The sequence below is a fragment of the Xanthobacter autotrophicus genome (assembly GCF_029991245.1).
Taxonomy (GTDB): Bacteria; Pseudomonadota; Alphaproteobacteria; order Rhizobiales; family Xanthobacteraceae; genus Xanthobacter; species Xanthobacter autotrophicus_C.
In genome coordinates, this window is the sequence record NZ_JAIVFO010000035.1 from 12,499 (window position 1) to 34,287 (window position 21,789).

The 21,789-nt window shown below is 70.4% G+C and carries 15 protein-coding genes and 1 pseudogene; 8 read left to right on the plus strand and 8 right to left on the minus strand.

The window, feature by feature from the left end; translation table 11 throughout:
* Positions 1 to 34: 34 nt before the first annotated feature.
* Positions 35 to 790, plus strand: a complete 756-nt coding sequence (locus tag K9U41_RS08545) for an SIMPL domain-containing protein (RefSeq protein ID WP_282640419.1) — start codon at positions 35 to 37, stop codon at positions 788 to 790.
* Between the two features lie 228 nt (positions 791 to 1,018).
* Positions 1,019 to 2,386 carry an NUDIX hydrolase gene (locus K9U41_RS08550; RefSeq protein ID WP_282640420.1) on the plus strand — a complete coding sequence of 456 codons (1,368 nt, stop codon included), beginning with the start codon at positions 1,019 to 1,021 and terminating at the stop codon, positions 2,384 to 2,386.
* A gap of 116 nt (positions 2,387 to 2,502) precedes the next feature.
* On the opposite strand, the gene K9U41_RS08555 is transcribed toward K9U41_RS08550, so the two are convergent.
* Complete coding sequence (locus K9U41_RS08555) at positions 2,503 to 3,300, minus strand: DUF2189 domain-containing protein (RefSeq protein ID WP_282640421.1); 798 nt, start codon at positions 3,298 to 3,300, stop codon at positions 2,503 to 2,505.
* Positions 3,301 to 3,411: 111 nt separating this feature from the next.
* Positions 3,412 to 3,882, minus strand: a complete 471-nt coding sequence (locus tag K9U41_RS08560) for an Lrp/AsnC family transcriptional regulator (protein ID WP_282640422.1) — start codon at positions 3,880 to 3,882, stop codon at positions 3,412 to 3,414.
* 159 nt (positions 3,883 to 4,041) lie between these two features.
* On the opposite strand from K9U41_RS08560, the gene putA reads away from it, so the two are divergent.
* The gene (gene putA / locus K9U41_RS08565) at positions 4,042 to 7,704 is read left to right on the plus strand and encodes a bifunctional proline dehydrogenase/L-glutamate gamma-semialdehyde dehydrogenase PutA (protein WP_282640423.1); all 3,663 of its coding nucleotides are present in this window, start codon (positions 4,042 to 4,044) and stop codon (positions 7,702 to 7,704) included.
* 22 nt (positions 7,705 to 7,726) lie between these two features.
* Here the strand turns inward: putA and K9U41_RS08570 are convergent, their stop codons facing one another.
* The 3 genes from K9U41_RS08570 to K9U41_RS08580 form a co-directional block, all read right to left on the minus strand.
* On the minus strand, positions 7,727 to 7,996 hold the full coding sequence (locus K9U41_RS08570) for a cysteine rich repeat-containing protein (protein WP_282640424.1): 270 nt from the start codon (positions 7,994 to 7,996) through the stop codon (positions 7,727 to 7,729).
* A 262-nt stretch (positions 7,997 to 8,258) separates the two neighbouring features.
* Positions 8,259 to 9,182, minus strand: coding sequence for an L-threonate dehydrogenase (ltnD, locus tag K9U41_RS08575; protein ID WP_282640425.1), 924 nt, complete (start codon positions 9,180 to 9,182; stop codon positions 8,259 to 8,261).
* Positions 9,183 to 9,435: 253 nt separating this feature from the next.
* Positions 9,436 to 10,431: a polysaccharide deacetylase family protein gene (locus tag K9U41_RS08580; protein ID WP_282640426.1), complete on the minus strand. Its 996-nt coding sequence runs from the start codon at positions 10,429 to 10,431 to the stop codon at positions 9,436 to 9,438.
* 544 nt (positions 10,432 to 10,975) lie between these two features.
* Here K9U41_RS08580 and K9U41_RS08585 point away from each other — a divergent pair.
* The 5 genes and pseudogenes from K9U41_RS08585 (at position 10,976) to K9U41_RS08605 (ending at position 15,962) form a co-directional block, all read left to right on the plus strand.
* Positions 10,976 to 12,063: pseudogene (locus K9U41_RS08585) on the plus strand (LLM class flavin-dependent oxidoreductase).
* A gap of 33 nt (positions 12,064 to 12,096) precedes the next feature.
* On the plus strand, positions 12,097 to 12,957 hold the full coding sequence (locus K9U41_RS08590) for an ABC transporter permease subunit (RefSeq protein WP_432715758.1): 861 nt from the start codon (positions 12,097 to 12,099) through the stop codon (positions 12,955 to 12,957).
* On the plus strand, positions 12,954 to 13,664 hold the full coding sequence (locus K9U41_RS08595; RefSeq protein WP_282640427.1) for an ABC transporter ATP-binding protein: 711 nt from the start codon (positions 12,954 to 12,956) through the stop codon (positions 13,662 to 13,664). Before K9U41_RS08590 ends, K9U41_RS08595 begins: the two co-directional genes overlap by 4 nt.
* Before the next feature lie 21 nt (positions 13,665 to 13,685).
* Positions 13,686 to 14,687 (plus strand): NrtA/SsuA/CpmA family ABC transporter substrate-binding protein, encoded by a 1,002-nt coding sequence (locus K9U41_RS08600; RefSeq protein WP_282640428.1) that lies wholly within the window; start codon positions 13,686 to 13,688, stop codon positions 14,685 to 14,687.
* A gap of 45 nt (positions 14,688 to 14,732) precedes the next feature.
* The gene (locus tag K9U41_RS08605; RefSeq protein WP_282640429.1) at positions 14,733 to 15,962 is read left to right on the plus strand and encodes an acyl-CoA dehydrogenase family protein; all 1,230 of its coding nucleotides are present in this window, start codon (positions 14,733 to 14,735) and stop codon (positions 15,960 to 15,962) included.
* Between the two features lie 283 nt (positions 15,963 to 16,245).
* Here K9U41_RS08605 and K9U41_RS08610 read toward each other — a convergent pair whose 3' ends face one another.
* The 3 genes from K9U41_RS08610 to K9U41_RS08620 form a co-directional block, all read right to left on the minus strand.
* Positions 16,246 to 19,608 (minus strand): error-prone DNA polymerase, encoded by a 3,363-nt coding sequence (locus K9U41_RS08610; RefSeq protein ID WP_282640430.1) that lies wholly within the window; start codon positions 19,606 to 19,608, stop codon positions 16,246 to 16,248.
* Positions 19,605 to 21,047 carry a DNA polymerase Y family protein gene (locus tag K9U41_RS08615; RefSeq protein WP_282640433.1) on the minus strand — a complete coding sequence of 481 codons (1,443 nt, stop codon included), beginning with the start codon at positions 21,045 to 21,047 and terminating at the stop codon, positions 19,605 to 19,607. The genes K9U41_RS08610 and K9U41_RS08615 overlap by 4 nt, the downstream gene beginning before the upstream one ends.
* 25 nt (positions 21,048 to 21,072) lie before the next feature.
* Positions 21,073 to 21,789, minus strand: a 717-nt coding sequence (locus K9U41_RS08620; RefSeq protein WP_282640431.1) for an ImuA family protein, incomplete at its 5' end; no start/stop codon positions are given.

Here is a 21,789-nt window from a genome sequence, read left to right on the forward strand (position 1 = left end):
GGTCCGAGCCAGGAAACAGCCCGAGGGAACTCCCATGCGTCTTGCTTCGTCCGGTCCGGCGTCCGTCATCCGTGCCCCGCGCCGCGCCGCCACAGGCGCCGTGGCGGCGGCGATGGCGGTCCTTCTGCTCGCGGGCGGGCCTGCCGCGGCAGCGGCGACGCTCACCGTGGTGGGCGAGGCCCGCGTCTCCGCGCCGCCCGACATGGCGGTGCTCACCACCGGCACCATGACCACCGCGAAGACCGCGGACGACGCCCTCGCCGCCAATTCCAAGGCGGTGAGCGATGTGATCGCCGCGCTCAAGGCCGCCGGTGTCGAGCCCCGCGACATCGCCACGTCGAACTTCTCCATCCAGCCCCAATACTCCCTCCCTCCGCAGAATTCCCGCGAGGCGCCCAAGCTGATCGGCTTCGAGGTGCGCAATTCCGTGCGCATTACGGTGCGTGACCTCGCCAAGCTTGGGCCGCTGCTCGACAAGGTGGTGCAGTCGGGTGCCAACCAGGCCTCGGGCCTCGCCTTCGCCCTCGCCGAGCCGGGGCAGCTCGACCGCGAGGCGCGGACCGCCGCGGTGAAGGATGCCATGGAGCAGGCGAAGGCGCTGGCCGCCGCCGCCGGCGTCAGGCTCACCCGCATCACCTCGATCCAGCCCGAGACCCAGGGCAGCTTTCCCATGCCGGCGGCGCCCATGATGATGAAGGCCGATGCCGGCCGCATGGCGGTGCCCGTGGAGGCGGGCGAGATCGAGGTGCGCGCCCGCACCGTCATGGTCTACGAAATCGAGCCCATGTAGGGCCATCGGTCAGCCCCCGGTTGCGGCGGGGTCCGGGTGGGCACCTGGTTGGGATGCTTCTCGGGCATCCTCGCCGGGGGCGCCTCGGGAAAGGTGCGGAGCTTGCCCGCATCCGGCGCTGTGATAGATCAGGACACGTGACCGATTCGAGCGCGCGTGCGACGGGATTGGCCGCGCGTTTTGCTGTGTTTCCCTTGATCTGCCTTCGGGTCTGCCGCAGGATCGCCCATGTCGCCTCCGTCGGGATGGCCAGCGCTTCCGGTCGCCGCCGGCGGGTCGTCGGGCCGGCGGGTCCAGTATGCGGCGCTGCCGTATCGCGTGCGGCGCGACGGCGAAGTGCAGATCCGCCTCATCACCTCCCGCGAGACCCGGCGCTGGGTCATCCCCAAGGGCTGGCCCATGAAGGGCCTGTCCCCGCCCAAGGCCGCCGTGCGCGAGGCCTATGAGGAAGCCGGGCTGATGGGGGTGATCTCGCGCGAGCCCCTCGGCATGTACACCTACGAGAAGCGGCTCGGCACGCGCTCGGTGCTGTGCGACGTGCTGGTGTTTCCGCTCAAGGTCAAGCGGCTGCTGGAGAAATGGCCGGAACGCTTCCAGCGCTACGGTTTCTGGTTCTCCATCGACAGCGCCGCCGCGGCGGTTCAGGAAGAGGACCTCTCCGAGCTGATCCGCAGCTTCGGCCAGATCATGGCTCGCAGGTGGGAGGCCGAGCGCCTCGAAGCCGAGCAGAAGGCGAAGGCCAAGCCTCCAAAGGAAAAGCCGGCGAGCGCTGTGCCCGGCGGTGAAATGCCGGTCGAGGAGCGACAGGCCGGCGCGTCGGCCGCGGTGCCCGCCAAGTCGAAGGCCGTCAAGGCCAAGCCGGCGAAGGCCAAGACGGAAAAGTCCAAGTCGGAAGATGTGGCGTCGTTCGTTGTCGATGCGGAAAAGAGCGCGGCGACGGATCTCCAATCCGACGGCGAGGCCAAGCTCGGGAAGTCGAAGCCGGACAAGATCAAGGCGGAAAAGGCCGCTCCGGAAAAAGGGGTGAAGGCCAAGTCGGGGAAGGTGGCCAGGTCGGAAAAGGTGGGCAGGTCGGAAAAGGTGGCCAAGGCGAAGGCCCGGATGGCCGTGGGCGCGCCTGTGGCGGATGGGCCTGTCATGCCCGAGGTCGCACGAGCCTCGCAGCCGGCGATCGTTGCCAAGAAGGCCGCGAAGGGCAAGGGCGGGAAGGCTTCCCGCCAGGGTGCCTTGATCCCACGCCCCGCGGCACCCGATGCCCCGCCGCCTGTCGCGGAAGCCGATCGGGACGCGGCCCCGGCTGCGTTGGCGAAGGCCCACGGCCGGCCGATCCGCAAGGTGACCATCGCCAAAAAGGCGGAAACCGTCGCAAAGGCCGGAGGGTTGCCGGCGAAGCAGCCGCCGTCGCCGAAGCGGGTGGCATCGCCGAAGAAGGTGTCGGCGGTGAAGAAGGGGACGACGGTGCGCAAGGCCGCACCGGCGAAGGTGCTGACCAAGGCCCTCGCGAGCGAGGCAGCCAAGGTGATGCCAAAGGGCGTGCCGACAACAGCTAGGCGCAAGGCAAGGGCGCCCGGCCCGCCGGAGAAGCCTCGGTCCTGAATCGTCGGGCGAATGGGCCGGTGGCAATATGCTCGGCCATCGATCGAGCCGCGACTCCTTGATCTGGCGGATCATCTTTTTGAAACGGATGGGGACCATCCGTTTCGGTTGATCCACTAGTCGGCGGGAACAACCGCCTTGCGGTAGATGTGCCAGGTGGCGTGGCCGAGCACCGGCAGGACCACGATAAGCCCCAGGAAGACCGGCACCGAGCCGGCGGCGAGCAGCGCCACCACGATCAGGCCCCATGCGATCATGGGCCCGGGGCTCGCCAGCACCGCCTGCACGCTGGTGATCATGGCCGTGACCACGTCGATGTCGCGATCCATCAGCAGCGGAAACGACACCACGGTGATGGAGAACAGGCCCAGCGCCAACGCTGCGCCCACCACATGCCCCACCGCCAGGAAGGTCAGGCCGTCCGAGGTGGTGAACACCACGTGCAGGAATTCGCTGAAGGTTCCGAACGAGGAGTAGCCGAGGAACAGCGCCAGCAGCAGGCGCACCTGGTACATCCAGATGATGAAGGCGAAGATGGTGACGAACGCCATCCATGCCAGTTCCCGCTGGCGCTGGGCGAAGACGGTGGAAAACACGCCCTGCAGCGTCGGCTGGCGCCCGGCCTCGATCTCCCGGCTCACGTCATAGAGGCCGGCGGCGATGAAGGGGCCGATGAGCACAGAGCCCGCCAGCAGCGGATAGGCGAGATAGCCCAGATCCAGCGCGAACACGCATGACAGCAGAAAAATGCCGCCGAAGGCATAGACCGCCCCCAGAAGGGCGCCGATGACGGGGGCGCGATTGAAATCCTGGACCCCGGCGAGCAGGGCCTCCTTCACGTCGGCAAAAGTGATGGCGCGCACTACGGGCGCCGTCGGCCCGGCTTGCGCCGGCCGATCAAGAACAGTGGCCATGTCTCAGCTCCCTGGAGGCCACGTTGAGCCTCTTATGTTTTGCTGAGAGAGTGAGGTCGCTGCGGCCGGTTGTAAAGGGCAACGAAGGGTCAAGGGCGGGGCGGCGGGCGATCACGCTCCCTCGTCCTTTACCGGCTCCATCACCACGTAGGTGGAGGTGCTCGCCACGTGGGGCAAGGCGGAGATCTTCTCCCCCAGCACCTCGCGATACCGGCGGATGTCGCGGGTGCGCACCTTCAGAAGGTAGTCGAACGACCCCGCGATCATGTGGCAGGCCTCCACCTCCTTGATCCTGAGCACCGCCGCGTTGAAGGCGGAAAGCGCCTTCTCCGTGGTCTCGGAGAGCTTCACCTCGGTGAAGGCAATATGCTCAAGCCTGAGCTTCACCGGATTGAGCACGGCGCGGAAGCCGCGGATATAGCCCTCGTCCATCAGCCGCTTCAGCCGCGCCTGGCACGGGCTGCGTGACAGGCCCACCCGCGCCGCAAGGTCGGTGACGGACATGCGCCCATCCTCCACCAGCGCGGCGATGATGCGGGTGTCGAAGGCATCAATATGACTGTCTGATGTGTCATTATCCATAAAACAGATCTCGATAAGCGGTCATTTAAAGTCAATATGATAGCTAGAAGGGCATATGAAAAGCCGGAATGATTTCCAGCTCTGGATTAGGATGTAAAAAGTCGTCGAAACCATCCCGTGCCGAGGCGATCCGCCGGCCGGGGGACGAGGAAACGCATCATGATCCGTGCCGCCGCCGCGCCTTGCGCCGCCCCTGAAACCGCTCCGCTCTTTGCCGGTTTCGCGCCGCCCGCCGGCCCGCGCCCGGCCCTGCGCGAGGCGCTGACCGCCGCGCACCGTCGCCCCGAGCGCGAACTGGTCGCCGAACTCCTGCCCGCCGCCCGCCTTCCGCTGGAGATGCGCGAGCGCATCGCCGCGCGGGCGGGGGATCTCGTCACCCGGCTGCGGGCGAAGCCGCGCGGCTCGGCGGTGGCGGCGCTGGTCCAGGAATACGCCCTCTCCAGCCAGGAGGGCGTCGCCCTCATGTGCCTTGCCGAGGCGCTGCTGCGCATTCCCGATACCGCGACCCGCGACGCGCTGATCCGCGACAAGATCGGCCGTGGCGACTGGCAGGCGCATCTGGGCGGGCGCTCCCTGTTCGTGAACGCCGCCACCTGGGGCCTCGTCCTCACCGGCAGGCTCGCCGCCACCGCCGATGACGAGCGGCTGTCCACCGCCCTCACTCGCCTCGTGGCGCGCTGCGGCGAGCCGCTGATCCGGCACGCCGTTGATATGGCCATCGGGCTGATGGGCGCCGAGTTCGTCATGGGCCGCACCATTGGCGAGGCGCTGCACCGCGCCGGCAAGCGCGAGGCGCAGGGCTTCTCCTATTCCTTCGACATGCTGGGCGAGGCGGCCATGACGGCGGCCGACGCGGAGCGCTACTTCGAGGCCTATGGCGCCGCCATCGAGGCCATCGGCAAGGCCTCGGCGGGGCGCGGCATCCACGCCGAGCCGGGCATCTCGGTGAAGCTCTCCGCGCTCCATCCGCGCTATGCCCGCGCGCAGGCCGGGCGGGTGATGGCGGAACTGCTGCCGCGTCTTGCATCCCTGGCGCTGCTGGCGCGGCGGTACGACATCGGCCTCAATATCGATGCGGAGGAGCAGGACCGCCTCGAACTCTCCCTCGACCTTCTGGAGGCGCTCGCCACCCATCCCGGCCTTGCCGGCTGGAACGGCATCGGCTTCGTGGTGCAGGCCTATGGCAAGCGGTGCCCGGCGGTGCTCGATTTCGTCATCGATCTTGCCCGCCGCACCGGCCGGCGCCTCATGGTGCGGCTGGTGAAGGGCGCCTATTGGGATGCGGAGATCAAGCGCGCGCAGGTGGACGGCATGGCGGACTTCCCCGTCTTCACCCGCAAGGTCCACACCGACCTGTGCTACCTCGCCTGCGCCCGCAAGCTGCTTGCGGCGCGCGATGCCGTCTTCCCCCAGTTCGCCACCCACAATGCCCAGACGCTGGCGGCCATCTTTGAGCTGGCGGGGCCGGATTTCCGCGAGGGGGACTATGAGTTCCAGTGCCTCCACGGCATGGGCGAGCCGTTGTACGAGGAGGTGGTGGGGCCGCTCAACCGGCCGTGCCGCATCTATGCGCCCGTGGGCACCCACGAGACGCTGCTCGCCTATCTGGTGCGGCGGCTGCTGGAGAACGGCGCCAATTCCTCCTTCGTCCATCGCCTCGCCGATGACAGCGTGCCTCTGGCGGAGCTGATCGCCGATCCGGCCGAGACGGTGGCCGCCATGGGAGACCCCGGCGCGCCCAGCCCTGCCATCGCCGCCCCGCGCGATCTGTATGGAACGCGGGCCAATTCGTGGGGCCTTGACCTTGCGAGCGACGGGGGGCTGGCCGCCCTGGGCCAGACCCTCGCATCGGGCCGCGCGACCCCGTGGCGGGCGGGGCCGGCGGACGGCGGCGGGCCGGCGCGGGCGGTGTTCAATCCGGGCGACCATCGCGACGGGGTGGGCGAGGTGCGCGAAGCCGGCGCCGACCATGTGGCGCGGGCGGTGGCGAGAGCCGACGGCGCAGCGCCCGGCTGGGCGGCGCGGACGGCCTCTGAACGGGCCGCGCCGCTGCGCGCCGCCGCCGACATGCTGGAGGCGCAGATGCCTCTTCTGCTCGGCCTCATCATGCGCGAGGCGGGCAAGTCCGCCGCCAATGCGGTGGCCGAGGTGCGCGAGGCGGTGGACTTCCTGCGCTATTATGCCGACGAGGCCACGATGCGCCTCACCCCGGATCATCGCCCGCTGGGGCCGGTGGCCTGCATCAGCCCGTGGAACTTCCCCCTTGCCATCTTCACCGGGCAGGTGGCGGCGGCGCTGGCGGCGGGCAATCCCGTGCTGGCCAAGCCGGCGGAGGAAACGCCCCTCGTCGCCGCCGAGGCGGTGCGCCTGCTCCACGCCGCCGGCATCCCGCAGGACGTGCTCCAGATCCTGCCCGGCGACGGAAGTGTGGGCGCCGCGCTGGTGGCGGCGCATGAGGTGGCCGGGGTCCTGTTCACCGGCTCCACGGACGTGGCGCGGCGCATTGCCGGGGTGCTCGCGCGCCGCCTGTCGCCCACGGGACGACCGGTGCCGCTCATCGCCGAGACCGGCGGGCAGAATGCCATGATCGTGGACAGTTCCGCCCTGCCGGAGCAGGTGGTGGCGGACGTGCTCGCCTCGGCCTTCGACAGCGCCGGCCAGCGCTGCTCCGCCCTGCGGGTGCTGTGCCTGCAGGAGGAGGTGGCCGACCCCATGCTCGCCATGCTGAAGGGCGCCATGGCGGAACTGGAGGTCGGTCGCACGGATCGTTTGTCCGTGGATGTGGGCCCGGTCATCAACCCCGAGGCGCAAGCGGGCATCGAGGCCCACATCGCCGCCATGGCGGCGCGGGGCTTTCGCATCCATCGCCTGCCTTTGCCGGCGGAGGCGGCGAACGGCACCTTCGTGGCGCCAACGCTGATCGAGATTTCGTCCATGGTCGATCTCACCCAAGAGGTGTTCGGCCCGGTGCTGCACGTGCTGCGCTGGCGGCGGGCGGATCTGTGCCGCCTTGTGGATGACATCAACGCCACCGGCTACGGCCTCACCTTCGGCCTGCACACGCGGCTGGACGAGACCATCGCCGCGGTGACGGGCAGGGTGGAGGCCGGCAACCTTTATGTGAACCGCAACATGATCGGCGCGGTGGTGGGGGTGCAGCCCTTCGGTGGGCGCGGTCTCTCCGGCACCGGGCCGAAGGCGGGCGGGCCGCTTTATCTCAGCCGGCTGGTCACGGGGCCGGCCTTCGCGCTGGGCGCGGGCACGCCGGACGGGGCGGCGCTGGCCTTTGCCGACTGGCTGGAGGGGCATGGGCGAAAGGACGATGGGCTGGCGGTGCGGGCGCTGGCGGAGGCGGTGCCGCTCGGCCTCGTGCTGGAACTGCCCGGCCCGGTGGGCGAGCGCAACAGCTGGCGGCTGCGCCCGCGCGGCACGCTTCTGCTGCTTGCGACCACCGAGACCGGGCTGATGCGCCAGATCGGCATGGCGCTGGCCACCGGGAACCGCGCGGTGGTTGAGGCCCAGGCCGGGCTTGGCGCCCGGCTCGCGGACCTGCCGGCGGCGGTGGCGGCGCGCCTTCGCGGGGGCGGGAACGACGGGCCGTTCGCCGCGGCCCTGGCGGAAGGGGAGGGCGCGCAACTGGTAGCCGCTGCCGAACGCCTCGCGGCGCTGCCGGGGCCGATCGTGCCGCTCCATGGGGCGACGCCGGACGAGGTTGCGGCCTCGCCCTTCGCCTTTCCGGTGAACCTGCTGCTGGAAGAGGTCTCGCTGAGCGTGAACACGGCGGCGGCGGGCGGCAATGCGAGCCTTCTGGCCGTGGCCTGAACCCGCAACCGCCCGAACGCGGCTATTGCTTGCGCAGGCTGGCGGCCAGCGCGCCGAGGCTCGCCTGGCAGGGCGGCGTCACCTCGTCCTTGTGCTCCTTGAGGCATTGGACAAGGCGTCCGCCACCCGGCTGGATGCCCGCGCACAGCTTCTTCACGTCGGCCTCGCAGGCGGTGCGCAGGGCGTTGAGCTGCTCGGCGGTCTGCGCCCGGGCGCCCGAGGCGAGCCCCAGGGTGAGACCGAACGCCACCAGCGGTACGGCAAGCATCGCGGCAAGAGCGGCACGGGACATGATGGTTCTCCTGATCTGGCGCATTCCCCGCGCCCAGGGGGATCTCGGGAACGGCCGTATGGCCTTGTTCATCGCCTGTGCGTCACGCGAGCCGGTATCCGATGTGCCCGAAGGGGCCGCTCCGGACGACAGGGGAACGGTGCGAGTCTGACGGTTCCGGATTGCGGCAGCATGCCGGGCGCGTGACGATGGATGACAAAATGTAACAGGCGCAGGAGGACAGCGGGAGCGGCCGGGAGCGCCGGCCCGCCGGCGCCCTCCCTCAGGCGCCCGGCAGCTTCGTTCCGGTGATCTGCGCATAGAGCCGCGCCACGGAGGCGTCGTCATCGCGTCCCATGCCGGAGGCGGACGCGGCGATGAACATCTGCAGCGCGGCGGCGGAGACCGGCACCGGGAACCTGGCACTGCGGGCCATGTCCTGGATGATGCCGAGGTCCTTCACGAAGATGTCCACCGCGCTCCTCGGGCTGTAGTCGCCGGACAGCACATGGGGCATGCGGTTCTCGAACATCCAGCTGTGGCCGGCGGAGGCGGTGATCACCTCATACACCTTCTTGAGGTCGAGCCCCTGCCGCGCGGCAAACGCCATGGCCTCGCAGGCCGCGGCGATGTGCACGCCGGCAAGCAGCTGGTTGATCATCTTGAAGGCCGCGCCCGCCCCCGGCGCATCGCCCAGCGTGTAGAGCTTCGCCGCCATGGCATCCAGGGCCGGGTGGGCCCTGGCGAAGGCCGCCGCACTGCCGGACGCGAGGATGGTGAGCGCGCCTTCCGCCGCCCGCTGCGCGCCGCCCGAGATGGGGGCGTCGAGATAGTGCCGCCCCGTGGCTTCGAGCCGCGCGGCAAGGGCGCGGGCCACGTCCGGGTCCATGGTGGCGCAGGAGATGAAGACCGCGCCTTCCGGCAGCGCCTGCGCCACGCCTTCGGGGCCGAACAGGATGGCCTCGGTCTGCGCGGCGTTCACCACCACGCTCACCACCATGTCGGCGCCCTCCGCCACCTCTGCCGGCGATGCGGCGCCGCGACCGCCCTGCGTCACGAAGCGGGCCACAGCCTCCGGACCCACATCGCAGCCGGCCACGTCGAGGCCCGCCCGCAACAGGGATAGCGCCATGCCGAAGCCCATGGAGCCGAGCCCCACGACGCCGGCGCGCCTGGTGGTGGTGTGCGTTTCCCCGGTGCTGGTCATGGGCCTGCTCCCTGTTTGCGGCACCGGTATCGACCATCGGCGCCCCTTGCTTTTCGCTTTTGTAGGAGCACCGGCGGACGCGATCAAATCGTTTCAACCGGGCCGGTATCCGCCCACACGCACAAATGAAAAGAGCCCGTTCCGGAGGGGACGGGCTCTTGGGTTCGAACGGAGGGAAGCTTGGTCTTGCCAATGGCTCCGGACTTCGACCGGGGCCGGGAGGGTTTGCTCAATCGCTGCGCGGGGTTTGGTGTCAGTAAACGCCGCCGGCGCGCTGCTGCGGGGCGGCGCCGGCCGCCGGCTTCGCGGGCTTGGCATCCGGCTTGGCCGCGGTGGAGGCGGGCTTCGGCTTCTGGGGCTTCTGCTGGGCCTGCTGCGGCTTGCCGTTGGGCAGGGCGGCGACGAGCTGCACCTTCGGCGTCTTGTCCATGGCGACGAGGTCGGACAGGGTGCCGAACTTGTAGCCCTTGGCGATCAGCTCATCGAGGATGCGCGGCATGGCCGCCACCGTGGTGGGATAGATGTCGTGCGACAGCACGATGGCGCCCGGAGCCGCCTGCGCCATGATGGCGTCATGGACCTTCTGGCTGTCGCGGAATTTCCAGTCGTTCGGGTCCACCGACCAGTTGACGATGGTGAGGCCGAACTTCTCCTCGATATAGGTGCGCAGCGTCGGCTTCATGGAGCCATAGGGCGGACGCAGATACATGGGCCGCTTGCCGGTGACCTGGAAGATGGCCTCGGACGTATTGCCCAGTTCCTTGTCCACCGCCGCCTGGCTGATGCGCGTCAGCTGCGGATGGCTCCAGGAATGGCTGCCGATCTCGTGGCCCTCGTCGGCGATCATCTTGAGCACTTCCGGGTGCTTGGCCACCATGTTGCCGAGCACGAAGAAAGTGGCCTTGATGCCGCGTTCCTTGAGCATGGCAAGCAATTGCGGCGTCGTCTCCGGGCTGGGGCCGTCGTCGAACGTCAGGGCGATGTAATTGCCATCCACGTTGAACGACTTGTAGGTGTAGTTCTTGCGCGGGGTCACCACCGGCGGGGGAGCCGGTGCGGGCGCCGGCGCCACGGCCTCAGCCTGCGCGCCCTTTCCCTGCCCGCCCTGCGCGTTTTGGGAGATGGACTGCGTGGTGGCAGGTCCATCGTCCCTCACGGCCTTGGCGGACGTGAGCATGGGGGAGATCGCCACGCCTGCGCCAACGGCGCTCGCGACCAGAATACCAGAAACGATCAGGAGCGGCTTCACGGTGGCGGCTTCCCAGCTGTAATTCCATCAGGCTACAGCCTCACGCGTTTTTGTGGATAAATCGTGAAGCGCAGCCGTCGCCGGCGCCCTTTTCCGCCGAAACGGCACTTTATTCCCGTCCGCGACGGGGCGGGGTACCGGCGATGGTGCCTTGTTCCGTCAGCGCCGCCTCGGAGCCGCCGGCCCCAGGGGCGCATGGTGGCGCATGGTGGCGCTGATCCATGGCGCCAAACCGCGCCTGCGCCCCATGCCCGATGCGGGATCACCGGAGCCACGCTGGCGAAGACGCGGCCGGTCAGAAGCGTGTTGCGGTTTGGCGCACCAATCATTCGAGCACGCCGGTGCGGGAGGAGAACTGCGCCGGAATGCGGCCAAGGCTTGACATCTCTGTATCAATCTTTTCTATAGAAATAATATATTAGAGGTGGATCTGGTCGGGTGAGCCCATCCGAGCGGCGATTCCGTCTCTCGGCTCCAGGAATAAGGCCGCGTTATCCGATCCGCCTGCGATGCAGGCCGACCGGAGCGTGTTCAGGGGTAAGCCATGTCCGTTCCTCCCCTCCGTATCGGCGTCTGGGCGCCCGTCCACGGGCCGCGCGCGGCGCTTCAGGACCCGGCCGAGCCGTTCAATGCGTCCTGGGAGCACAATCGCGACACGGTGCTCCAGGCCGAGGCACTGGGATATGACGCGACGCTGGTGGCCCAGCACACGGTGAACCCGCACCTGCCGGACCACGACCAGCTTGAGGCCTGGACCGCATCCGCCGCGCTGGCGGCGCTCACCAGCCGCATCGAGATCATCGCCGCCATCAAGCCCTATCTCTACCACCCGGTGGTGCTGGCGAAGATGGCGCTGCAGATCGAGAACATCTCGCGCGCGGGCGCTTCGCCTTCAATCTCGTCAACGCCTGGAACCGCGCGGAATTCGAGAAGGCGGGCATCCCCTTCGGCGAGCATGACGAGCGCTATGCGTATGGCCGCGAGTGGATCACCGTGGTGGAACGGCTCATCCGTGGCGAGAACGTGACCCATAAGGGCGAGAACTTCGCCCTCACCGATTATCTACTCACCCCGAAGGACCTCCACCGCGCCCGGCCACGCATCTATCTCGGCGGGGAATCCGAGCCCGCCCGCGCGCTGGCGGCGGATGCGGCGGACGTGTTCTTCATCAACGGCCAGCCGCTGGAGGACGTGACCGCCTTCATCGCCGACCTGAGGCGCCGCCCGCGCACGCTTGCGCCCTTGTCCTTCGGCTTGGCCGCCTTCGTCATCGCGCGGGAGACCGAGCGGGAGGCGCAGGAGGAATACCAGCGGCTCGCGGCGCTGGCCGCCAGGGATGCGTCGGTGCGCGCCGCCCAGGCCGCGCGGACCGATCCCAACGTGGTCATGGTGAAGACCTTCGCCAAGTCGGAGCGCGTGGGCACCAATGGTGGCACGGCGGCGGGGCTGGTGGGCAGCTACGACCAGGTGGCCGAGCGCATCCGCGCCTTCCATGCCGCCGGCATCGAATTGTTCATGCTGCAGTTCCAGCCGCTCACCGTCGAGCTCAACCGCTTCGCGCAGGAGGTGTTTCCGCGCCTCGGCCGCGCCGCGCCGCCGCGCGTGGAACTGCGCCAGTCGCAGGCCGGCTGAGCCCTTCTCTTAATCCCTCGCCCCGAGGTTATCGTGAGCCAAGCCGACCACACTGCAACCCTCGCCCTGCCGGGCCTTGCCGCCGCTGCGCCCGCCGCGTCAGCGCGCCGGGTCCGGGTCTTCGGCCCGCGCGCCCTTCTGGCTTTGTCTTGGCTGGCGCCGGTGCTGCTGGTGGCGGTTTGGGAAGTCCTCGCCCAGACCGGCTATGTCACCCCGCAGGTGCTGCCGGCGCCCAGCAAGGTGGTGCGCACGGCGTGGCGCCTCGCCACCACCGGCTCGCTGCTGAACGATCTCGGCACCAGCCTGTTGCGCGCGGCGGTGGGCTTCGTCCTCGGCGGCAGCATCGCCTTTGTGCTGGGCATTCTGGTGGGCTTCTCCCGCCTCGCCGAGGCCCTCATCGACCGCAGCGTGCAGATGGTGCGCGCCATTCCCTTCCTGGCGCTGCTGCCTCTGGTCATCGTGTGGTTCGGCGTGGGGGAGGGTCAGAAGATCTTCCTGGTGGCGCTGGGCGTCGCCTTCCCCATCTACATCAACACCACGCTCGGCATCCGGCAGGTGGACGGCAAGCTGCTGGAACTGGGCCGGGTGCAGGGCCTGTCCACGGCGCAGATGATCACCCGCATCATCCTGCCGGGGGCCTTGCCCTCCATCCTCACCGGCGTGCGCTATTCGCTGGCCACCGCGTGGCTGGCGCTGGTGGTGGCGGAGACCATCGGCGCCCAGGCGGGCATCGGCTTCCTCGCCATGGACGCGCGGGAATTCCTGCGCACCGACGTGGTGGTGCTCACCATCGTCATCTACGCCCTCATCGGCGTGGTGGCGGATTCCATCGCCCGGCTGCTGGAACGCCGGCTGCTGGCCTGGCACCCCAATTTCGGCGGAGCCACAAGATGAGCGCCGCCGTTCAGGACGCCCCCGCCGCGGTGCGCGTGTTCGGCCTGCGCCGGGCCTATGGGCCGCGCGTGGTTATCGACCGGCTCGACCTCACCATACGGCGCGGCGAGTTCGTGGCCCTTCTCGGGGAGAGCGGCTGCGGCAAGACCACCCTGCTGCGGGCGCTGGCGGGCCTCGACCCCATCGACGGCGGCCGCATCGAGGCGCCGAAACGACCGGCCGTGGTGTTCCAGGAGCCGCGCCTGCTGCCGTGGGACAGCCTGTGGCGCAACGTGGCCCTTGGCCTGCCCGCCGAGGGCGCGCGCGAGAAGGCCGCCGCCGCGCTGGCGGAGGTGGGCCTCGGCGGCCGGCTCGACGACTGGCCGCGCAACCTCTCCGGCGGCCAGGCCCAGCGGGTGGCGCTGGCCCGCGCGCTGGTGCAGCAGCCCGAGCTTCTGCTGCTGGACGAGCCCTTCGCGGCTTTGGACGCGCTCACCCGCATCCGCATGCACGTGCTGGTGAAGGATCTCGTCGCGCGGCACCGGCCAGGCGTGCTCCTCGTCACCCACGACGTGGCGGAGGCCATCGCGCTGGCCGACCGCATCCTCGTCATGCGCGGCGGCGCCATCGCCGCCGAACATCGGCCGTCGGCCCCGGGCCTGCCCGCCGCCACCCGCGCCACCCTCCTCGCCGAGCTTGGGGTCATCGACGACCTCAAGAGCGCCTGATCCCCCTTCCGAGAGAAGCTGATGTCCTCCTTCCTGACCCCCTCCCGCCGCCAGTTCCTCGCCACCGCTGCCGCCCTCGCCGGTGGCGCGGCCTCCGGCCTGCTGCCATTCGCGGCGCATGCGGCTCCGGACACCCGCAACACCGATACGGTGCGCCTGACCTGGGGCTTCCATGGCCTCACCCTCATCGCCAAGGAGCGCGGCACCTTCGAGAAGGCGCTGGCGGAAAAGGGCATCAAGGTGGAATGGCTCGGCCCGTTCCCGAACCATGCGCCGACCCTGCAGGCGGTGACCGGCGGCAGCGCGGATTTCGGCTTCGGCGGCTCCACCACCCCAGCGCTGGCGGCCATCATCGCCGGTTCGCCGCTGGTGTTCAGCCAGTTCGTGCTCTACGAGCCGCGCACCACGGCCATCATCGCCAAGGATGGCTCCGGCATCGACAAGGTGTCCGACCTCGTCGGCAAGTCGGTGGCGGTCAACCGCTCGGGCCTCGGCGAATTCCTGCTGGTGGCGGCGCTGGAGAAGAACGGCATCGACCGCTCCAAGGTGAAGTTCGTCTATCTCAACCCGCCGGACGCCGCCCCGGCGCTCGCCTCCGGCAAGGTGGACGCGTGGTCCATGTGGAGCCCCGGTGTCGATATCGCGCGGCTCGAATACAAGGCCCACGACATCTTCCTCGAGGGCCGGGACCTCGATTTCTACATCGATTACAGCTCCTATGTGACCAGCCGCAAGTTCTCGCAGGAAAACTCGCAGATCGTCCGCGCCGTGGCCGCCGCCTATGAGGAGGAGGCCAAGTGGGTCAACGCCAATGTGGTGGAGGCGGAGACCATTGTGCAGAAGCGCGCCGGCTATTCCGACGTGATCCGCGACCAGTTCATCGAGCGCCGGCGCACCTACAGGCTGATCCCGGTCACCGACAAGGCCTTCGTCGCCGACCTGCAGAAGGCGGCGGACTGGCTGGTGGCGCGCAAGATCCTGCCCGAGCCCATCACCGTGTCGGATCATCTTGCGCAGTTCTGATTTCGAGCCCTTCGCTCTGCCCTGTTTCAAGTCTTCGAGGACCTTATGAACAAGCCCGTCACCGATGTGTCCGTCCGCCTCTCGGGTCCGCCCGTGGCCGATCCCGCGCCCTGGCGGCGCCTTATCGAACATATCGGGCGCGGCTCGTCGGAGCGCGAGCACCAGCGCATCCTGCCGTTCGAGGCGCTGGACCTGCTGCGCGAGGCCCGCTTCGGCGCCCTGCGCCTGGCGAAGGAGGACGGCGGGGCGGGCGCCTCCTTCCGCGAGCTTTACGGGCTGGCGCTGGAGCTGGCGGCGGCGGACGCCAATGTCGCCCACATCTTCCGCAACCATTTCACCGTGGCCGAGCAGTTCACCCGCATCCCCACCGACGGCCGCAGCCGCCTGTGGCAGCAGCAGGTGCGCGACGGCGCCCTCTTCGGCCTCGCCAGCACCGAGGCCAATGCCAGCCCCGCCGGCGGCGGCGTGCCCACCGACACCGTGCTGTCGCCGGACGGCGAGGGCTTCCGCCTCGACGGCGTGAAATATTACAGCACCGGCACCCTGTTCGCCGACGCCATGCTGGTGCGTGCCGGCACCAAGGACGGCCGCGTCGCCTCGGTGATCATCCCCACCAGGCGCGAGGGGCTGGAGGTGGTGGACGACTGGGACGGCGCCGGCCAGCGGCTCACCGGCTCGGGCACCACGCGCTTTCGCGGCGTGCGGGTGGAGGCGGACGAGGCCATCTTCGACACGCCGGACCGCGGCTATGGCCTCGCCTATTCCAACACCCAGGCCCAGCTCTTCCTCACCACCGTGGTGGCGGGCATCGTGCGCGGCGTGCTGGAGGATGCCATCGCGCTGGTGACAAGGCGCAAGCGCAGCTTCTATTACGCGCCCACGCCCAGCCCGGTGGACGACCCCTTCCTGCAGCAGACCATCGGCCAGATCGCGAGCCACGCCTTTGCCGCCGAGGCCATCGTGCTGGCCGCCGCCGACGCCCTCGACCGGGTCAGCCGCGCCCGCGACCGCAACGAGCCGGCCGATGCGCTCGCCGCCGATGCGGCACGGGCGGCGGCGCAGGCCAAGATCGTGGTGGACGAGCTTTCGCTGCGCGCGGGCTCGCTTTTGTTCGAGGCGGGCGGCGCCTCCGCCACCGAGCGCAGCGTCAATCTCGACCGCCACTGGCGCAACGCCCGCACCATCGCCTCCCACAATCCGGCGAGCTACAAGGCGCAGGCCATCGGCGCCCTGCTGGTGAAGGGCACGCCCCTGCCGTCGAAGGGGTTTTTCTGAGGCGAGGACGGGAACCGTCCCGGTCCGTCACCGCTCCGGAACCGTCACCGCTCCGGAACCGTCCCCGTCCGGAACCATCGCCCCTCCGGAACCGTCGTCCTCCGGTCCAAAACCGTCGCCCTCCGGCTTGACCGGAGGGCCCATTGCTCCGCTGGTCGGGGGGCGGGGATTGCTGTGCCCTCTCCCCGGCAAAGCGCGACCCCTCACCCCGGCCCTCTCCCGCAAGGGGAGAGGGAGAAGCGCTGGGCCTCGTTCCAAAGCCGTCCCCGTCCATCCCTTCGCCTCAATGAAAATCCCGCGATTTCGGCAGCACCCGCACGTCACGCGGATGTTGGCGTGGGTGCTGGGGGTGGGCGAACTCGTCGGCCCGTGACAGCTCCATCTGCGGCTTGCGCACGCGGGAGAGCAGGGCAAGGTCGGCGGTGCGGTCGAACAGGCGCTCGGCCATCAGGTGCACCACCCCCTCCGGGCTTTTCTGCACCCGCCCTTCCACCAGCAGCAGGCGCGCTCCCATCACCGCGCGGCGGAAGCTCTCCAGCGTCCGCGCCCACAGCACGATGTTGGTGATGCCGGTCTCGTCCTCCAGGGTGATGAAGATGGCCTTGCCGTTGCCCGGCCGCTGGCGCACCAGCACCACCCCGGCGGTGCGGGCGAAGGTGCCGTCCTTCAATGCGCCGGTCTCGGCGCAGGTGAGGACGCGCTCGGCCCGGAAATGGTCACGCAGCTCGCCCATGGGATGCCCCTTCAGGGAGAGCCGCACCGTCTGGTAGTCGGCGACGATATGCTCGGAGCGGGCCATCTCCGGCAGGCGCACCTCTTCCTCCTCCCCCAGTTCGCGGGCATCCGCCGCGGCGAACAAGGGCAGGGCGTCGTCGTCGGGCAGGCGGCGGGCGTGCCACAGCGCCGCGCGCCGGTCGAGGCCGAGGGAGCGCATGGCATCCGCATCCGCCAGCAGCTTCACCGCGCGGGTGGGCAGGCGGGCGCGGCGAGCCAGCACCTCGACGCTGGAAAAGCCCGCCCCTTTCGCCTCCGTGTCCCGCGCAGCGGCAAGGCGGTTCCCCCACTCCGCATGGAAGCCATCCACCTGCCGGAAGCCGAGGCGCAGGGCCAGGCTGCCGTCGGCGCGGCGCTCCAGCGTGTTGTCGTGGTGGCTGTGGTTGATGTCCACGGCGCGCACCTCCACCCCATGCTCGCGGGCGTCGCGCACGATCTGGGCGGGGGCGTAGAAGCCCATGGGCTGGGCGTTGAGCAGCGCGCAGGCGAACACCGCCGGGTGCCGGCACTTGATGAAGGACGAGATGTAGACCAGCTTGGCGAAGGACGCGGCATGGCTCTCGGGAAAGCCGTAGCTGCCGAAGCCCTTGATCTGCTCGAAGCAGCGCTGGGCGAAGTCGCGGGTGTAGCCGCGCGCCACCATGCGCTCCACCATCAGCGCCTCGAATTCGTGGATGGTGCCGAGATTGCGGAAGGTGGCCATGGCCCGGCGCAGGCGGTTGGCCTCCGCGTCCGAGAAGCGGGCCGCCACCATGGCGAGCTTCATGGCCTGCTCCTGGAACAGGGGCACGCCCAGGGTTTTCTCCAGCACTCCGCGCAGTTCGTCCGGCGGCCCATGCTCCGGCGCGGGGGAGGGGTAGTCCACCTGTTCCTGCCCGTTGCGGCGGCGCAGATAGGGGTGGACCATGTCGCCCTGGATGGGGCCGGGCCGCACGATGGCCACCTGAATGACGAGGTCGTAGAACTTTTGCGGCCGCAGGCGCGGCAGCATGTTGATCTGGGCCCGGCTCTCCACCTGGAACACGCCGATGGAATCCCCGCGCGAGAGCATGGCGTAGACATCCTTCTGCGCGCCCGGCACGTCGGCGAGGCCCCAGTCGATGCCCTCGTGGTTGCGCATGAGGTCGAGGGCCTTGCGGATGCAGGTGAGCATGCCCAGCGCCAGCACATCCACCTTCATGAGGCCGAGCACGTCGATGTCGTCCTTGTCCCATTCGATGAAGGTGCGGTCTTCCATGGCGGCGTTGCCGATGGGCACGGTCTCGTCCAGGCGCCCGCGCGCCAGCACGAAGCCGCCCACATGCTGGGACAGGTGGCGCGGCGCGCCCATGAGGCGGCCGGCCAGCTCCACCGCCCGGCGAATGAGCGGGTTTGACGGCTCGAGCCCGGCCTCGCGGATCTGGCTGGCGGCAATGTCGCGCCCCCAGCTGCCCCACTGGGTGGAGGCGAGGCGGGCGGTGATGTCCTCGGTGAGGCCCAGCGCCTTGCCCACGTCGCGGATGGCGCTGCGCGGGCGATAATGGATGACGGTGGCAACGATGCCGGCGCGGTGGCGGCCGTATTTGTCATAGATGTGCTGGATCACCTCCTCGCGCCGCTCGTGCTCGAAATCCACGTCGATGTCGGGGGGCTCGCGCCGCTCGGTGGAGATGAAGCGGGCGAACAGCAGGTCGTTGTCGGCCGGGTCCACGGCGGTGATGCCGAGCACGTAGCACACCGCGGAATTGGCCGCCGAGCCCCGCCCCTGGCACAGGATGCCCCGGCTCTCGGCGAAGCGGACGATGTCGTGGATGGTGAGGAAATAGGGCGCGTATTCAAGCTGGCCGATGAGGGCCAGTTCGTCGGCCAGCAGCCGTTCCACCTTGGGCGTGAGACCGTCCGGATACCGCACCCGCGCGCAGCGCCAGGTCAGCTCCTCCAGCCAGGCCTGCGGGGTCCAGCCGGGGGGCACCGGCTCCTCCGGATATTCGTATTTCAGCTCGCCCACGCTGAAGTCCATGCGGGCGAGCAGGTGGCCGCTCTCCGCGATGGCCTCGGGCGCATCCGCGAACAGGCGTGCCATCTCGGCGGCGGGCTTCAGGTGCCGCTCGGCATTGGCCTGGAGCCGGCGGCCGGCCTCGGCGATGGGGATGCCCTCGCGGATGCAGGTGAGGATGTCCTGCAGGTCGCGCTCCCGCGGCGTGGCGCACAGCACGTCGTTGACCGCGAGCAGCGGCACGCCATGGGCGCCGGCCAATGCCTTCAGCGCGGCGAGGCGGCGGCGGTCGTCGCCGGCAAACGGCATGTTGACGGCAAGCCATACCGCGCCGGGGGCGGCCTCGGCGAGGCGCTGGAGGGTAGGGGACAGCCGCTCCGCCAGCCCCTCCACCCCCGGCCCGGGCATGAGCACCAGCAGCAGGCCGCCGGGATCGGCGAGCAGGTCGGCGAGGGCGAGGTGGCAGTCGCCCTTCTTGGCCCGGCGGTTGCCGGTGGTGAGCAGCCGGCACAGGCGCCCCCAGCCGGCGCGGTCCGCCGGATAGGCGAGGATGTCCGGCGTGTCGTCGCAAAAGACGAGGCGCGTGCCGGTGGCGAGGCGGAAGGCGCGGGCCCGTGCGGCGAGACGGGCCCGTGCGGCGCGGGCTTCCTCGTCCGCTTCGTCTCCGGCGTTCTCGTCCGCGTCCAGGCGGCGCAGTTCTTCCAGCGCTCTATAGGCTCGCACCACGCCGGCGACGGTGTTGCGGTCGGCGATGCCGAGGCCGGTGAGGCCGAGGCCGACGGCGACCTCCACCAGCTGCGCCGGCGCGCTGGCCCCGCGCAGGAAGGAGAAATGGGAGGCGGCGGCAAGCTCCGCATAGGCCGGCGCCGGGGCGACGGCTGGCGCGAGGGCCTTCATGGGAACAGCCCGTGCAGGAACCAGCGCGGTGTGGTGGTCTCCCGCCCATAGGTGCCGGCGCGATAGAGCCAGAAGCGGCGGCCCTCCTTGTCCTCCACGCGGAAATAGTCGCGGGTCAGCGCCTCCGTCCCGGTCCACCATTCGGGGGCGATGCGCTCCGGCCCCTCGGCGCGCACCACTTCGTGCAGCACGCGCCGCCAGCGGAAGCGCAACGGCGGGCCGTCGGGCACCTCGGCCAGGGTCTCCACCGGCTCGGGGTGGGCGAACAAAGCCGGCGGGCGGGGCAGGGGCACGTCCGCCGCCGCCGGCGCGGGCCAGGCGGCAAGGCCCGCCGCCGCCCAGCCCTTCTGCGCCGGCACGCTTTGCGCCGCCCGCTCGGGCACATGGCTGTCCTGCGGCTGAAGGCACATCACCCGCCGCGGGCCGAGGCGGGCGGACAGCACATCCACCAGCTCCGACAAGGCCGCCTCCGCCGGCGCCGCGCCGAAGGCGGCCTGGGTGACCTTCAGCGGCTCGCAGACGGTGACTGACAGGCGGATCACGTCATAGCCGAAGCCAGGATCCAGCGGATCGGCCAGCGCCGCGAGCCGTTCGCGGAACAGGCCGGCGAGGCGCGCGGCATCGCGCAGGGGGGCGGCGGTGCCGGCCTCCACCCGCCGCACGGCGCCGTCGCTGCGGAAGAAGGCCGCCGCAAAGCGCCGCCCGCCTTCCCCGTGCCGCTCCAGCACGGCGGCAAGCTCGCGGGCGAGGTCCGTGAGCACAATGCGGGCGGTCGCCTCATCCCCCATGGGCTCGGCGAAGCGCCGTTCGGCCACGTAGACGGGCAGGGGATTGAGGGGGGAGATGGGGGCGTCGGCGGCGCCGGTGATCTCCTCCAGCCGGCTGACGATCCGGCTGCCGAAGCGGGCGGCGAGCGCGGCCCGGGGCTTGCCCGCAAGGGCGCCGATGGTGGCAAGGCCGAGATAGGCGAGGCTGCGCTCGGCTTCCGGATCAAGACCCAGCGCCGCCACCGGCAGGCCGGCCACCGCCTCCCCCTCCGCCCCTGGCGCGGCCACGAGGCCGGGGCGCCAGCGGGCGAGCGCCAGCGCCGCGCGGGCGGTGCCGGCCACCGCGCCCTGGACCGCGAAGCCCTGGGCGGTGAGGCGCGCCACCATGGCGGCGAGCATGGCCTTTTCACCCGCAAACAGATGGGCGCAGCCGGTGATGTCGAGCACGATGCCATAAGGCGGGGCGAGCGCCACGAAGGGCGTCCAGCGCTCGCACCAGCCGGCGATGGCGGCGAGCAGGGTGCCGTCCGCCGCGAGGTCCGCGTCCACCGCCCGAAGCTCCGGCACCCGGGCCTGCGCATCGGCCAGCGTCAGTCCCGGATGGAGGCCGAGTCGCGCCGCCGCCGCGTCCACCGCATGGAGGCGGCGGGCGTTGGCGAGGGTGTGCACCACCGCGAGCGGTGCGTCTAAAGGCGCCTCATCCGGCGCGGCGCTCGAAGGCGCCGACGACCACGGGTGACGGGCCGTCCGCGCGTGCCGGGCCTTGCGATGCAGCCGGTCGGTGGGCAGGCGGGGCAGCAGCAAGGCGGCGAGGCGCCGGGGCGAAGCGTCGGGCATGGGCATTCCATTCCACAATCCAGCGGCCGGTGGGCCCAGCCCGGTTGCGGGCCAGCTCCAAAGCGAAGGCGGGCGGCCCGAGGCAGAAGGCCGGCGCCCCCGCCGCGCGGGAGGGGGCGGCCGAGGCCAGCCAACGGGTGGCGGCGGCGGAGGGCACGGGCTCCGCCGCCGAACGCAACAGCAGGGCCGGCACCCCCGAGCGCTCGGCCCTTAGCGCGAGGCGGCGCGTGGCGGTGAGGTCGAGGCGGGACGGCATGCCCCAGGGCTCCACCACCACGAGGCCGAGGGCGGCATGGCGCAACGCCTCCTCCGCCGCGGCGAGGGTATCGGTGGCATCCGCCCCATGGACCACGATGAGCCGCGCCGGATCGAGCCCGAAGGCGGCGCAGCCCGGCCCGTAGAGGTCCCCGCCCTCCAGCGCGGCGAGGTCCTGCCGCACCCACACCACTGGCCGCCGTGTACCGGCGGCCAGCGCCAGGGCGAAGCCGAGGGCGGCGGCGCCATTGCCCTTGTCGCGCGCGAACACCTCGTGCAGCGCGCCCAGCGCCAGCCCCCCGCCCAGCGCCCCATCCAGCGG